Consider the following 14021-nt stretch of genomic DNA (forward strand, 5'->3'; position numbering starts at 1 on the left):
CTATCCTACATGTTGACTAGTTAACTCAATTTGTTTTTTGGGCCGAATTGTAAATAATGAACCTGCACATAAAAGAGCAAAGATAACCAGCATAATAAATGCTGCATTGTATGAACCATTAAAGGCATCCACTAAAAACCCAATCAACATAGGTGTTAGGACACCTGCAAACTGCGCACCTGTATTAATAAAACCATTTGCCGTCCCCACCACTGCTTCTGGGAGAATCTTCAAAGGGACAGTGGTGATCAAAATAATATTAAATGAGAATAAGACTGTAATGATACTTTGATAGATTACAAACATCGTAATGTTAGGCGCAAAAGCCATCAGAAGGAGTGAACCCGCCGAAATCACCGCAAAAACGGCTGCCAGAAGCTTGTCCTTCCCCTCAGGTAATTTATCTAAGACATATCCACTTAAAAACATCGCTAAAACACCTGCGAGCGGAGGAATAGCAGATACGTAACCAACAGATGTTAAATCGAGCCCTTTTACCTTCACTAAGTAGGTTGGCATCCATGAAGTTAATCCCCAGTTCACTGCATAAATACTAAAATAAGCAATAAACAAATTCCAGATCATCGGTGTCTTCAATACATCTTTTAAAGGCTGTTTCTTTTCACTAGAGGTTTTCTCTCCGTTTACACTAGTCCTTGTTTGTTCCTTAAGAAAGAAAACAAACAATAGGGTAATGACGATTCCTATTACACCAACTGAGTGAAATATACCTTTCCACCCAATGCCTTGTATCAGATGTGTTCCTGCAATTGGGGTCAAAACCCCCATGATGGTTCCAGAAGAGAGCATAATAGACATGGCACGCCCCCGCTCATTGATTGGAAACCAGCCAGCTATTCCTTTAGATGCCGATGGAAAGAAACTTCCTTCCCCAATTCCAAACAGAAAGCGGATGAGAATCATCGATAATAAAGACCATGCAAAGCCTGTTAAGACGGTAAAGATGGACCATGCCAGTAAGGCGGTAATAATGATTTTCCGGAAACCGAATCGATCTGCCAGCCATCCACCTGGAATCTGCATGATGGCATACCCAGCAAAGAAACTACTTAATACAATTCCTGTCTCGGATGCACTAAAGTGTAAATCCTTTGAAATACCTAAAATAGCATAATTCATAATAAAGCGATCAAAATTCCCTAATGACCATCCTAGAAAAAGCATGGTGATTATAATATACTTCCAATTTTGCTGTACTCTCGTTACCATATACCTACCCCCTATCAAATTATAATGTGATGTTATTCTAAATATAAAAAATTCTGACTATTTAAACAATGTTCAAATCTCCACCATTCATGTAAAATTAGTGTAGTTATATACACTCGAAATAGGAGGGATTGTATGAACGCACTAATGAAAATCGATCAGTATTTGAGAGAACAATGTCACCTTCCTAGTTATCAGTTATGGGAGAGTATCAATGGCATGGATTTTTCTCTTGTTTCCTCTCATCAATTTCGTGATAACACCACTTCTCCAAAGACTCTGGGAAAAAATATCACCATGGCTTATTCGGATTACAATGAAATCCATTTCTATTACCCTAGTCACTCGACGATTGTCCTAAGAACAGCAGGATTGAAAAGGTTGAAAAGCTGTAACCAGGAACACCTTACATTACTCGTGGATCTTTATTATTTACAATTGATGTTAGAAAGAGAGAAACATATCCGGAACAAATTAATAGAGAGTATACGTGATATATCTGTTTTGGAAGATTTAGACTTCCTGCTAACGAAAATCCTTGAAAATGCTCTTTCTGTTATTCCCAGTGCGGATATGGGGGTCCTGTGGATGTATGACGGAGACATAGGCAAACTACTTCCTAAGGCATGGACAGGTGGACCGAGTGAAGAAATTAAAAATATGAAGATGAACATTGGGGAAGGCATCATCGGAAAAACGTTTCAGACCAATCAATCGATCAGATTGACTTCGATGGATGATATTCTTAGAGAATCCGCAACGATGTCATCTGAAAATACCCAGCACCTACTTAATTCCTTTCAATTTGAAACATTGCAATCGATTATTTCGGTGCCAATAAAGGTAGAAGAACATACCTTATGTGTATTGATTGTTTATCAGAATGGTCACACGTCCCTTTTAACAAAAGAGGACCAGCGATTGCTAGAAAGTTTCTCGGACCAAGTTTCCATTGCTCTAAAAAATTCAAAATTATTCCACGATCTCAAGTTACATAATCATTTATTGATACAACGTGATGAAATTCACGACACCTTTATTAAACTATCCCTTCAAAGTAAAGGGTTGAAATTCATCGTAAACGAATTAAATAAACTAATCCAAAAGCCATTAATCATCTTTGATTTTTCCGAGGACCAAGTGTTTTCAAGTCCTGGTGAATGGTTATCAGAGTTTCCTAACGAGTTAAAGAAACTCATCACCTACTGTCAAGAACCATCTTTTCATTCTTTACAAGTTCCAGGACAGGAAAAACTTTTATACATTTATCCCATTCTAGCGATCGATGTACCTTTTGGTTTAATCATTGTGGAAATGAATGATTGTATTCTATTGCCTTTGGATAAAATGATTTTAGAACAAGCTAGCTCGATCATTGCATTAGAAATGATAAGAAGACACACACTCACTGAATCGTTTTATCAAAAAACCCATGATTTATTTCATGATTTCCTAGAATGTAAAGATAATTATTTACTAACACAAAAAGCAGTTGAACTAGGAATTGATGTTACATCTTATAATCTAGTTATTTTGATTAATATACCTTCTCACTTGGATATCCAATTGACCAATATCCAAATTCATAAACTTATCTCACTAATTAAACAACATTTTCATTCATATACCCCTATTGTTTTCGGATATCGGAACAAAATTACGATGCTTTGTCAATTTTCCAGTCAAAGCGAGAAAAAGTATTTATTAAATAATCTTAAAACGATTCAAACGAGCTGGAAGTATTTATATAAAGGAGACTTAAAAATTGGAGTTGGTTCCTCTTATCAAGAGCTTGAATCTATACAAAAAAGCTATACAGAAGCCGACAAAGCCATAACGTATCTGGTTTCCAAAAGACTGACGGGGATCATGAACTATGACGAAATTGGAATTAATCGGCTTTTTATTAATCATCCGAACGAAGAATTAAATGCATTCATTAATGAGGTCTTCCTTCCACTTCAATCAGAAAATGATAAAAGCTTAATGCTCGAAGAAACGCTGCTTGTCTATATGGAACATGACCGAGCACCAGGAAAGACCTCACAATTATTACACATTCACGTTAATACTTTATATAAGAGGCTTAAAAAAATTGAAGAAATCCTTCGTATTTCTCTGACAGATACAGAAGACATTCTGAAACTGCAGCTTGCATGTTATTTAAGAAAGACCAGTAACTCGATTTAGAGGATCGGTGCTAACGGTACCGTTCTTCTTTAAATGGATTGGCTGTCATCGAATAGCCGAACTCTTCCCAAAATCCGGCTTGATCTTCTGTCATAAACTCAATCCCTGACACCCACTTGGTGCCTTTCCATAGGTAAAATACTTCTGGTGGAATAAATCTTAGTGGATATCCATGTTTAGGATCAATATCCTGCCAACCATGATTTTGATCCTTCCACCGGTATACAAACAAAGAATCGTCCCCTAATAAAGGCTGGAGTGGCAGGTTGGCAGAATAACCAAATCTCTCACGATTATAGTAACCATAAATTTTAATGTATTTTACCTCTTCCTTTATTTCAACAAATTTTAATAACTCTCTAAGTGCAATTCCTTCAAAGGTTGTATCAAATTTAGACCAGGTGGTTACACAATGCATATTAACGGTGGAAATGGTCTTCGGAAGCTCCATAAATTCCTTATAGGATAAGATCTTTTCTTCTTTTACCTCACCAAAAAGTCTGAAATTCCAAGTGGTTTTATTGAACTCGGGAACGTCCCCTTTATGAAGTATTGGCCATTTTTCTGTTTCAAATTGGCCAGGTGGAAGCTGTTTTTCCATATAATCACTCCTTATTCCTCTTAAACATTCATTAAAATACAGTATTTCCTATAATATGATACAAGATAACGCAAGCAAACCAAAATCGTATCCACATAAATATTCGCTATGTTGTCTAATTTTTATCATTAGCGTAGAACCATCCATTGCATTCCAATAAACTTTATTTTGTCTGTACATAGAGTTTACAAGGCCTTAATATTCCCATGATATGATTGGTTTATCACGAATGAGGAGGCAGAATAAATGAATGTGCGTGCAATATTTATTGATATGGATGGTACACTGTTAAAAGCCTCAAATAACATTTCACACCGAAATATCGATGCCATTAAAAGGCTCATGAATCAGGGAATCAAGGTTTTTCTAGCTACGGGACGACACTATGAAGTAACCGCTCCCTACCACAAAGAAATTGGATTATCCACTCCCATGATCTGTTTGAATGGTGCTGCTATTCACGATCCAGAGACAGGAAGAGCTATCCAAATGAAAACCGTCCAACTGAATGAACAACGATTCCACCATCTCACCGCTGAAAAATCTTGTAATGTTATTATCCATACCGCAAACGGGCTTTATTGTAAGGAAACTAATGAAGAAATCGATTATTGGACAAAAGTTGGGCAAACCCCGCCACTATATTTAGGAGATTTAAGACAGGCAAATTATCAAAATGTTCTTAAATATAGTGTTCGCACTGGTGCACCATGTCCTGAATTATCTGCGTTGTTTAAAAATGAAGCAGAAGTTATCGATTGGAATGACGGGTTTGAACTGGTTGCCCCTTTTGTTTCGAAATGGTCAGCTATAAAAAGCTTACTTACCGAGTTTCACATTAACCCAAATGAAGCCGTAGCTATTGGAGACGGACCCAATGATATAGAGATGCTTCGTCGTGTCGGTACTGGTGTGGCAATGGGGAACGCTGGCGAAAAAGTTAAGGCTGCTGCCGATTTTATTACAGGACACCACGAAAATGACGGATTAGCTGAGTTTATAGAACATTATCTTCTTAAATCATTTGAATCCTATGCGATTTAAAGTTTTTTATTATGATGTCTTTAACAAAATACCGTTACTTTTATCTCCCTATTTTCTGAACAAGATTTACAGACACCTTCCCTCTTTCCAACTGGTTCACTTTTTAATTGTTTAATTACACAGGAATACCAGTGATCATTTAACGGTTTCTCTGTTATTGAGTGTAAAAAAATGATTAACCGTAAAGATTGGCGGGTAATAAAGTATAGAATTTCATTAATAAAGGAGGATTTTATGTTTCGTCACCAAAAGCAATTACAGTTTGAGGTAAAAGTAGACCGACCAGATCCAATGCTCGCCCGACAAGTACAAGAAGTACTTGGTGGTCAATTTGGAGAAATGACCGTTATGATGCAGTATCTCTTTCAAGGATTTAATTGTCGTGGTGAAGAAAAGTATAAAGACATGCTGATGGATATTGGGACAGAGGAAATAGGACATGTTGAAATGCTTTGCTCTCTAATCAGCCAATTGCTGGATGGTGCTTCGCCAGAAGATCAGGCTGAAGCGGCAAAAGACCCTGCTATTGCTGCCATAATGGGCGGGATCAATCCACAGCATTTACTCGTGAGCGGTCTTGGCGGGCTGCCAACAAATGCAAATGGAGTCCCTTGGAACGGTGCGTACATTGTCGCAAGTGGAAATTTATTAGCCGATATGCGTTCTAATTTACATGCCGAAAGCCAAGGCAGACTTCAAGTAGCTCGTCTGTACCACATGACAACCGATGAAGGTGTCCGTGCAACCTTCCGCAAAATGCTTGCCCGTGACCGTTACCACCAATACCAATGGATGGCGGCCATTGCAGAGCTTGAAGAGAAAAACGGCGTGGTTGTACCAGCTTCCTTCCCTGCTGAAGCTGAAAAGGAAGCCCAGCCTCAGGCCTATGAATTTTGGAATCTCTCAGAAGGCAGTGAGTCTTCTGAAGGTCTTTGGGCAACAGGAAGTGCACCAGATGGGTCGGGAGACTTTGTGTTTATTGAAGAGCCAATTGCCAAAGGACAAGTACCTAATCCAGGTATACCCTCGGAAAAATTACATCACGACTTAGATATTACTAGATTACCAGCTAGATAAAACTATTTGACAAGATGATCTCAAAACGAGGTCATCTTGTTTTTTCGTCTTTTGGGCGGAGCATGAAAGGTCATTTTATTTTTTAAAAATCTACATCTATCTAGGCTTTTTTTCATACTTATAATTTGGAGGTGAAAATATGCCAAGAGTAAGCTACCGAAGTACGGACGTTGCCTTAATGGCAAGAATGATGAGAGCAGAAGCCGAAGGTGAAGGAAAATTAGGGATGTTATATGTTGGCAATGTCATTGTAAATCGCCTTATCGCAAATTGTTTAGACTTTAAAGGTTTAAGATCAATAAACCAAGTTATTTTTCAAGTACAAGGTGGAAATTTTTCCTTTGAAGCGGTTCAAAAAGGAAATGTATTTTACCAAAGAGCCAGAACGGCTGAAAGAAGATTAGCAAGACAGAATTTGGAATATTGGAGACAACACCCAGGGAAATATGCCCTTTGGTATTTTAATCCGCATGCCCCATGCCCTCCCACCTGGTACGGTCAACCACAATCTGGTCAATTTAAAAATCATTGTTATTATGAACCAAAAGCTGGAACATGTGATACTGTTTATAGCGGTTAGGCAGCATGATTTTCTGTGTCCTCAATTGGTACCATATGTAATACAATTGAAAAATAAAAGGGACCACACCATTTTAAAATCACTGGTGTGGTCCCTTGTTTAATAGGATTTTCTTTAAGTCATTCACCCGGAGAATCGATTTGTACGTTAAAAATTCCCTGCATTATTTACGATAGGATTTTCGCTCTTCGCCCTTAATTTTCTAATATCTAGACGAATGAGCAGTGAAACGGCTAGAGCTAGTACAAATATCCCTGAAAAAATCACTAAAGTCCCCTGATAGCTTCCCGTGGTCTCCCTGACCCAGGATACAAAGATTGGGCCCACGAGACCGGCTGCAGCCCATGCAGTCAATATGTAGCCATGAATGGCCCCAAGCTGCTTCGTTCCAAATAAATCGCCGATATAGGCAGGGATAGAGGCGAATCCTCCTCCATAACAAGTCATAATCATATAAACCATGATTGAAAAAAGAAGTCCAACTGTGATATTTGGCAGCATAAAAAACGCGACGATTTGAAAAGCGAAAAATAGGGTGTAAACATTAGGCCTTCCGATGTAATCGGAAATCGTAGCCCAAGCAATCCTTCCTGATCCGTTAAATAACCCCATGATTCCAACCATTGTCGCTGCTCCGGCAGCCGACAGCCCTGCTAACTCTTGGGCCATTGGGGAGGCAACAGAAAGAATCGCGATTCCACAGGTAATATTGATAAACAGCATCACCCATAAAGCCCAAAACTGTCTTGTTCTGACGGCCTCATTGGCGGTTAATTGACGTAAATCCTGATTTATTTTCATCGTACCGGATTTTTTGGCTGCTGCTTCTAGCGCTTTTGGGACCCATCCCTCTTTTGGCGGCGCCAGATACTGAGCAGAACAAAAGATGATAACGAAGTAGACAGAACCAAGAATATAGAAGGTGTTTGAAATGCCATATGTTTCGATTAAATGATTCATAATCGGACTGCTTATCAATGAAGCAAAACCAAATCCCATGATGGCCAACCCGGTGGCGAGCCCCCTTCTGTCAGGAAACCATTTTACCAGCGTGGAAACAGGTGTGATGTACCCAACCCCCAACCCAATTCCTGCAATCATCCCGTAAAATAAATAGAGTAATAGCAATGATTCCAAATGAATGGCTAAACCTGCCCCAGCAATTCCCACTCCAAAAAACAGAGCGCTAAGTGTACCTGCCGCTCTCGGTCCAAACTTTTCGACAAAGTGGCCAAGAAAAGCTGCGGATAAGCCTAAAAATAGAATCGCCAAGCTAAACGTAAACGAAATCTGCTTCAATCCCCACCCCATCTGTTCTTGCAGCGGTTTCGTAAAAACACTCCAGGCGTAAACTGAACCAATTGAAATATGAATACCAACTGCTGAGAGAGCGATCAGCCAACGATTTTTTGCTTGCATCCTTTTAGTCCCCTTTTTCAAGTTGTTTTTCTGGCTGTCAGTTGATTCGATTAGTACTTAGTCGTGAGTAACCATCATCTTAGAAGCTGCTAATGAGGCGCGCTGCCTTGCCTCTTCGACTGATTCTCCGCTGCTCAATACGACTGCCATCCTTCGTCCCACTTTTGTATCTGGTTTTCCAAACACCCTAACCTGTGTATCAGGGATCGATAAGCTTTCAGAAATTCCGGTTATCTGGTAGGTCTTGCTTTCCTTCGTTGCTTTAATTGTATGACTTGCACCAGGTCTTAATAGTCGAACAGATGGAATCGGACAGCCTAAAATCGCTCTTATGTGTAAGGCAAATTCCGAAAGGTCCTGGGTTACCATCGTAACCATTCCTGTATCATGCGGCCGTGGCGATACTTCACTAAAATAAACACCTTGTGGAGAAAGAAATAATTCAACTCCAAACAGCCCGTACCCGCCAAGAGCATCGGTGATTTTTTTTGCGATATCCTGCGCTTCATCGATTTGTTCAATTGACATGTCATGCGGCTGCCAGGATTCAATATAGTCACCATCTTTTTGGACATGTCCGATTGGAGCACAATAGGTGGTTCCTGAAACGGAGCGGACAGTTAGCAGAGTAATTTCCGATTCAAAATGAATAAATTCCTCAACAATCACCCGTGTTTTTTTGCCTCTTCCACCTGAAATAGCCTCTTGCCAAGACCATTCTACATCCTCGATTGAACGGCAAACGGTTTGGCCTTTTCCAGACGAACTCATGATTGGTTTAATCACGCAGGGAATCCCGATTTCGTTTACAGCTTCCCTTAATTCCTCTAGTGTGTTTGCAAAAGCATATTTTGCTGTAGGAATCCTTAGTTCTTCACTTGCCAAGCGTCGGATTCCTTCCCGATCCATGGTCAAGTTCACTGCTTTAGCGGTCGGTATAATTTTAAATCCTTCGTTTTCAAGGTCGAGTAAGGTTTCTGTTGCGATCGCCTCAATTTCAGGAATCACAAAATCCGGCTTCTCTTGTTCTATCACACTACGAAGCTCTTCTCCATCCAGCATGTCCACCACAAAGGAACGATGGGCCACTTGCATGGCAGGAGCATTTTCATATCGGTCTACAGCTATCGTCTCTATTCCTAAACGCTGAGCCTCGATGATTGTCTCTTTACCAAGCTCGCCAGAACCGAGGAGCAACACTTTTTTTGTTTGGGTACCAAACATCCAACACAACCCCTTATTGTTTGTCTTTTGATTATAGTAACCCATATTTCAACTTCATTCAAGAGATATTTTTACCTTAAACACGAACGTTATATATTAATAAAACTATTTTTATTCGCCTTTTTATTTGAAAGCGTAACCAGCTATTAATGGTTCTACCTCTGGCTTTTGTAAAAAGATAGGTGAAAAGCAAAAAAGAGCACATCTTTGATGCCCCCTTTTCCTTTGAAAATGAACCCTTTATACAACCTCCACATTCCTCATTGAAGATCGATCGTTTATTTGGATTTGAATTTCTTTATAAATTGATTAAACATTGGCGGGATTTCCTTCAATAATGGTTTATATTGTTTAGTTGTTTCGACCAGCATATCAATCGTCTCCATAAGCAATCCAACATCCACTTTAGTAAGAAGATTTTCAATTTGTTGTTCTAGTTGATTTTGAGGAGTTGGAGTACTGTACTCCTCTTCCCTTCGCCTCGTGCCAAAAAGCCAATGATCAAACTGATTGGTTTTGGGATTAGAATGAGGCGCCTCTTCTTGATCCGGAATTACTTGTGAACTGCTTTCATTCTTTGTATGTTCCTCTCTATGCTGATGGCCTCCAAACATTAATTTTCGGTCCGAAATTACTTGTGCACTACTTTCGTCCTTTTCATGCCCTTCTCTGCGTTCATGGCCTCCAAACAAAAATTTTCGGTCCCGAATTTCTTGTCCACTACTTTCGTCCCTTTCATGTCCTTCTCTGTGCTGATGGGCTCCAAACATAAATCCTCGGTCCGGAATTTCATGAGAACCACTTTCATCCTTTTTGTTTCCTACTCTTCGCCGATTGGCCCCAAACATTAATTTCGAAAACCGATCTAATTCTCCATTTGGTTCCTTTCTTACTCTTTTCTCTTGGCCCAACGATCTCACTCTTCTTCCCTTCATCCTCTTTTAGATAAAATATGATTGGGTTTGTAACAAGGTGTGGACAACATAAAAAAAAGATAAGATACAGCTTGAATCTTTTGTAAAAGGTCTTTTGCAACTTAACATCTTACACATTAAGCAAAAAAAATCAGGATATCGCTCCTGATCTTTTTTGCTTATCTTAAAGAAGATTTATATTCGGTCCAGCTCAACGCCCTTTAAAACATCATATGGAATTTTGATTATGCGCTCCCATTTTTCCCCGATAAACCAACATAAATCATAAACCAAAACGGTGCCATCATCGCGATTCCTCGGATAAACCCAATTATAAAATTGAACATAGTGATCTCCTCCTTATGAGTTGAAGATGGGAAGAATTCCTTCCTGGCTTTACTCCATTCGAATTGGTTTAAGGTACCAATGGTCAAAACATACGCTTTGGCAAAGTCGCCATGAGGAAACTATACCAGTTAAAGGCTTCCTCATCCTATGAATGGATTTCTCTTTGCGCTGCATTCGATGTCACTTTGTCTTTCTAGTAAAGTACCCATTTTTAGAATAGGAGAAACGGATATTTGAAAAATGGCTGCAAAAATTGCCACTAAACAATCCGGCCTCAGCCTTCATCCTATTGTCAGGTTTTTAAATATACAAAAAGGGTATATGGTAAGAGATTACTAGCAACTATAAATGAGGATGTGACTGATAATGATATCTACAAACCAGCTTGATCAATTAAAAAATAGGCTTGAAGAGGATAAACAGATGATAGAAGGTCAAATGAACGTTAACCGCGATTTGGATTCAAGTTTGCGGGAAACGGTCGATGAGTTATCGGCCTATGACAATCATCCTGCTGATCTGGCGACAGAATTATTTGATCGTGAACGAGATCTTGCCTTAAAGCAACATCAGGATGAAGAGCTTAGAAAAATAAACACGGCACTCGAGGCCATTGACAATGGATCCTATGGGAAATGCTTGGTTTGCGAAAACGAAATTCCTTTCGAGCGGTTAGAAGTTCTTCCATCAACCTTATATTGTGTCAAGCACTCTCCCGAAACATCTGGAGGAGATTATCGTCCAGTAGAGGAAGAACTTTTAGAGCCGCCCAAGATTAATTCCTTTAGGCATACCCCGAAAGATGGTGTGATCGATACGGAAGATAGTTTTCAGGAAGTGGCCAAGTTTGGAACCTCGGAAACTCCTGCCGACCTCGTCGGCGATTATACTAACTATAATGAACTTTATAACCGTGGAAAAAACGAAGATTCCTATGCGGAGGATTACGAAACTTATTCTGCCACAGACATAACGGGTCAGCAAAAAACCGTTCTTCCGTCCAGAAAGATGGAAGAATACGAGGAAATGCTAGATAATAATGGGATTGATTCCAAAATTGGAGATATTCCCTATAAAAGAAGAGATAGTTATTTAGAGGATCGATTAGAAGAAAAGAAAACAGAGACTAAATAATGTCTCTGTTTTCCATGTCGTGACCCTTAAGCCTAAACCCGTTTGTTTATTACTTAATGCAAATTGATTTATTTTTAAATAATTTACCCTTATGATAGTTAGCGCACTTTTATTTAGCAAACCGAAACATAAGGGAGGCGAAATAAAATGTGGATTCGGCTCATTCCGGTTATATTTTTTAGTATAACAGCCCTTTCATTATTAACATTTCAATCATTAGAAATTATCCATGCTTTCTTTGATTTAATTTCTAATAACTCTAATCACATGGATATTTAAAACTCATTCATCTATCTCCTAAAAAATAACAAATCCCTTCCCAGTTGAGAAGGGATTTATTATTTTTCAATAACTATCCTGGATTCCCGCCATTTTTTAATAACTAGGTACCTATTTCTTAAGCATCAGGTTTAAGCGTTAGTGATTACGTTTATACATAAGTGATACCTTTTATGGAGGGAGGAGAAACTATGTGGTATGCAGCCATGTGGGGAGCCATTTCCGGTTCGGCTGTTTTCCTAGGTGCCCTTGCCGCGATGTTTTTACCCGTAAAGCAAAGAATCATCGGAGACATTATGGCATTTGGTACCGGGATATTGATCGGAGCAGCTTCCTATGAATTACTCGAGGATTCCATCCACGATGGAGGATTAAAAGCAACTGCCATTGGATTTACTTTGGGTGCTCTTATTTTTACGATCTTAAATCATTTCGTTTCAAAAAAAGGTGCGCATCAACGAAAAAGATCAAGTCAGCAGGCCCAAGGTGCAGGGCTTGCGATTTTTATCGGAACAGTGATGGATGCTATTCCCGAATCGATCATGGTAGGCGCTAGTCTTTTGGAAAAACAGTCTGTCAGCTGGTTGTTAGTTGCAGCAATTTTTCTCAGTAATATTCCTGAAGGACTGTCAAGCACGGTTGGTTTAAAAAGCAGCGGGTATCATAAAAGCAAGATTTTTCTTTTGTGGGTGTCCGTTTTGGTGATTGCTACTGTTAGTGCCTGGGGAGGATACTTTTTCCTATCAAACGCACCTGCCTATCTTTTGGCAGGAATCGCCGCTTTTGCTGGAGGCGGAATCATTGCTATGATTACCTCCACCATGATGCCCGAAGCGTACGAAGAAAGCGGAACCGTCACTGGATTGATTGCTGCCCTGGGTCTATTGGTATCCCTGGTATTGGATCATTTTTCCACTTAACTATAGTAACAGCTAAGAAAAAGGTGCTTTCCATATAGGAAAACACCTTTTCTTAGAATCCATCATTTACTTCGAAACCGTCGCTACTGTCGCTTCCGGAGTGGTTACCTTATCATAAAAATTCACGAACTGGTCACGTTCGTTGCTATTACGGTACGCCATTGCGACCCTTGGATGTTCATTAAGCACACCAGAAATCATGTAAGGAATGATATAGCCCCACTCCCACGTATTTCTCATTTCTACCATGTGCTTTTCTATTACACCGAGTAACGGTCTCAGTTCATAGCTTGATTTTTGGATATAGCTAACGAGAAGCTCTGTGTTACAGTTACCTGCCGCACGTCCCATACCATAAACAGATGAATCTAGGAAGGTTACTCCATTCTGATAAGCCGTCAATGTATTAGCGAATGCTAGCTGCATGTTATTATGGGTATGGATACCAAGCTGTTTATTAGGGAGCATCGACTGAAATTTTTTCACCTGATGGGCAATTCCTGCAGGATCTAAGCTTCCAAAAGAATCAACGACATATACCACATCTACAGGGCTTTCTTTCACCATTTCCATTGCTTCTATTAGCTGATGTTCAGGCACACTGGATAATGCCATAATGTTAAGTGAAGTCTCATAACCCAAATCATGAAACATTTGGACAAGCTCTAAACCTTTATCCACTTCACGCGCATAGCAGGCGACGCGAATCATATCCAATACGCTTTGCTCACGGGGCAGAATGTCATTTGGATCCACACGGCCAATATCTACTAGAGCTGATAGCTTCGTGAACTTTTTCTCTGGAATAACCTCTTTTAAAAACTCATCATCAAGAAATCTCCAAGCATTATGCTCCGTCGCGTTAAGAAGCTTTGCGGAATTTTTGTATCCGATTTCCATATATTCCACACCGGCTTCACTTAGTCCATTATATAAGTCCTGAACAAATTCAACACTGAAATCCCAGTTGTTTACTAATCCTCCATCACGGATCGTACAGTCTAATATTTTGCTGCTATGTACCATAATTGCGACTCCCCCTGTTATTTATGATTCGCCAT

13 protein-coding genes are annotated in these 14021 nt (G+C 39.5%); 7 read left to right on the top strand and 6 right to left on the bottom strand.

The window, feature by feature from the left end; genetic code table 11:
* Entirely contained in the window at positions 1–1230 is a 1230-nt protein-coding gene (locus ACZ9EE_RS03005; protein WP_476025206.1) for an MFS transporter, read from the bottom strand.
* A 135-nt stretch (positions 1231–1365) separates the two neighbouring features.
* Between ACZ9EE_RS03005 and ACZ9EE_RS03010 the strand changes: the two genes are divergently transcribed.
* The gene (locus ACZ9EE_RS03010) at positions 1366–3420 is read left to right on the top strand and encodes a helix-turn-helix domain-containing protein (RefSeq protein WP_476025207.1); all 2055 of its coding nucleotides are present in this window, start codon (positions 1366–1368) and stop codon (positions 3418–3420) included.
* Between the two features lie 10 nt (positions 3421–3430).
* On the opposite strand, the gene ACZ9EE_RS03015 is transcribed toward ACZ9EE_RS03010, so the two are convergent.
* Positions 3431–4021 (bottom strand): molybdopterin-dependent oxidoreductase, encoded by a 591-nt coding sequence (locus tag ACZ9EE_RS03015; RefSeq protein WP_476025208.1) that lies wholly within the window; start codon positions 4019–4021, stop codon positions 3431–3433.
* 246 nt (positions 4022–4267) lie between these two features.
* Here ACZ9EE_RS03015 and ACZ9EE_RS03020 point away from each other — a divergent pair, with 246 nt between their 5' ends.
* The 3 genes from ACZ9EE_RS03020 to ACZ9EE_RS03030 all read left to right on the top strand — a co-directional run bounded on the left by ACZ9EE_RS03020 (position 4268) and on the right by ACZ9EE_RS03030 (position 6722).
* Positions 4268–5065, top strand: coding sequence for an HAD family hydrolase (locus ACZ9EE_RS03020; RefSeq protein WP_476025209.1), 798 nt, complete (start codon positions 4268–4270; stop codon positions 5063–5065).
* A 234-nt stretch (positions 5066–5299) separates the two neighbouring features.
* Positions 5300–6142 carry a manganese catalase gene (locus ACZ9EE_RS03025; protein ID WP_476025210.1) on the top strand — a complete coding sequence of 281 codons (843 nt, stop codon included), beginning with the start codon at positions 5300–5302 and terminating at the stop codon, positions 6140–6142.
* A 139-nt stretch (positions 6143–6281) separates the two neighbouring features.
* Positions 6282–6722 (top strand): cell wall hydrolase, encoded by a 441-nt coding sequence (locus ACZ9EE_RS03030; protein ID WP_476025211.1) that lies wholly within the window; start codon positions 6282–6284, stop codon positions 6720–6722.
* Positions 6723–6869: 147 nt separating this feature from the next.
* Here ACZ9EE_RS03030 and ACZ9EE_RS03035 read toward each other — a convergent pair whose 3' ends face one another.
* The 3 genes from ACZ9EE_RS03035 to ACZ9EE_RS03045 form a co-directional block, all read right to left on the bottom strand.
* The gene (locus ACZ9EE_RS03035) at positions 6870–8141 is read right to left on the bottom strand and encodes an L-lactate MFS transporter (protein ID WP_476025212.1); all 1272 of its coding nucleotides are present in this window, start codon (positions 8139–8141) and stop codon (positions 6870–6872) included.
* Between the two features lie 57 nt (positions 8142–8198).
* Positions 8199–9365 carry a phosphoribosylglycinamide formyltransferase 2 gene (gene purT / locus ACZ9EE_RS03040; RefSeq protein WP_476025213.1) on the bottom strand — a complete coding sequence of 389 codons (1167 nt, stop codon included), beginning with the start codon at positions 9363–9365 and terminating at the stop codon, positions 8199–8201.
* 278 nt (positions 9366–9643) lie between these two features.
* Positions 9644–10276, bottom strand: coding sequence for a hypothetical protein (locus tag ACZ9EE_RS03045; protein WP_476025214.1), 633 nt, complete (start codon positions 10274–10276; stop codon positions 9644–9646).
* Between the two features lie 717 nt (positions 10277–10993).
* Between ACZ9EE_RS03045 and ACZ9EE_RS03050 the strand changes: the two genes are divergently transcribed.
* The 3 genes from ACZ9EE_RS03050 to ACZ9EE_RS03060 all read left to right on the top strand — a co-directional run bounded on the left by ACZ9EE_RS03050 (position 10994) and on the right by ACZ9EE_RS03060 (position 12960).
* Entirely contained in the window at positions 10994–11761 is a 768-nt protein-coding gene (locus tag ACZ9EE_RS03050; RefSeq protein ID WP_476025215.1) for a TraR/DksA C4-type zinc finger protein, read from the top strand.
* A 147-nt stretch (positions 11762–11908) separates the two neighbouring features.
* The gene (locus tag ACZ9EE_RS03055; RefSeq protein ID WP_476025216.1) at positions 11909–12040 is read left to right on the top strand and encodes a hypothetical protein; all 132 of its coding nucleotides are present in this window, start codon (positions 11909–11911) and stop codon (positions 12038–12040) included.
* A 191-nt stretch (positions 12041–12231) separates the two neighbouring features.
* Entirely contained in the window at positions 12232–12960 is a 729-nt protein-coding gene (locus ACZ9EE_RS03060) for a ZIP family metal transporter (protein ID WP_476025217.1), read from the top strand.
* Positions 12961–13026: 66 nt separating this feature from the next.
* Here ACZ9EE_RS03060 and ACZ9EE_RS03065 read toward each other — a convergent pair whose 3' ends face one another.
* Positions 13027–13986: an aldolase catalytic domain-containing protein gene (locus ACZ9EE_RS03065; RefSeq protein WP_476025218.1), complete on the bottom strand. Its 960-nt coding sequence runs from the start codon at positions 13984–13986 to the stop codon at positions 13027–13029.
* Positions 13987–14021 lie beyond the last annotated feature (35 nt).

It is taken from the genome of Bacillus sp. URHA0034 (genome assembly GCF_056280405.1).

What these genes read in the sequence shown, in the direction of transcription:
- ACZ9EE_RS03005 (WP_476025206.1), bottom strand. Translation starts at nt 1,230, where the DNA reads ATGGTAACGAGAGTACAGCAAAATTGGAAGTATATTATAATCACCATG.
- ACZ9EE_RS03010 (WP_476025207.1), top strand. Translation starts at nt 1,366, where the DNA reads ATGAACGCACTAATGAAAATCGATCAGTATTTGAGAGAACAATGTCAC.
- ACZ9EE_RS03015 (WP_476025208.1), bottom strand. Translation starts at nt 4,021, where the DNA reads ATGGAAAAACAGCTTCCACCTGGCCAATTTGAAACAGAAAAATGGCCA.
- ACZ9EE_RS03020 (WP_476025209.1), top strand. Translation starts at nt 4,268, where the DNA reads ATGAATGTGCGTGCAATATTTATTGATATGGATGGTACACTGTTAAAA.
- ACZ9EE_RS03025 (WP_476025210.1), top strand. Translation starts at nt 5,300, where the DNA reads ATGTTTCGTCACCAAAAGCAATTACAGTTTGAGGTAAAAGTAGACCGA.
- ACZ9EE_RS03030 (WP_476025211.1), top strand. Translation starts at nt 6,282, where the DNA reads ATGCCAAGAGTAAGCTACCGAAGTACGGACGTTGCCTTAATGGCAAGA.
- ACZ9EE_RS03035 (WP_476025212.1), bottom strand. Translation starts at nt 8,141, where the DNA reads ATGCAAGCAAAAAATCGTTGGCTGATCGCTCTCTCAGCAGTTGGTATT.
- purT (WP_476025213.1), bottom strand. Translation starts at nt 9,365, where the DNA reads ATGTTTGGTACCCAAACAAAAAAAGTGTTGCTCCTCGGTTCTGGCGAG.
- ACZ9EE_RS03050 (WP_476025215.1), top strand. Translation starts at nt 10,994, where the DNA reads ATGATATCTACAAACCAGCTTGATCAATTAAAAAATAGGCTTGAAGAG.
- ACZ9EE_RS03055 (WP_476025216.1), top strand. Translation starts at nt 11,909, where the DNA reads ATGTGGATTCGGCTCATTCCGGTTATATTTTTTAGTATAACAGCCCTT.
- ACZ9EE_RS03060 (WP_476025217.1), top strand. Translation starts at nt 12,232, where the DNA reads ATGTGGTATGCAGCCATGTGGGGAGCCATTTCCGGTTCGGCTGTTTTC.
- ACZ9EE_RS03065 (WP_476025218.1), bottom strand. Translation starts at nt 13,986, where the DNA reads ATGGTACATAGCAGCAAAATATTAGACTGTACGATCCGTGATGGAGGA.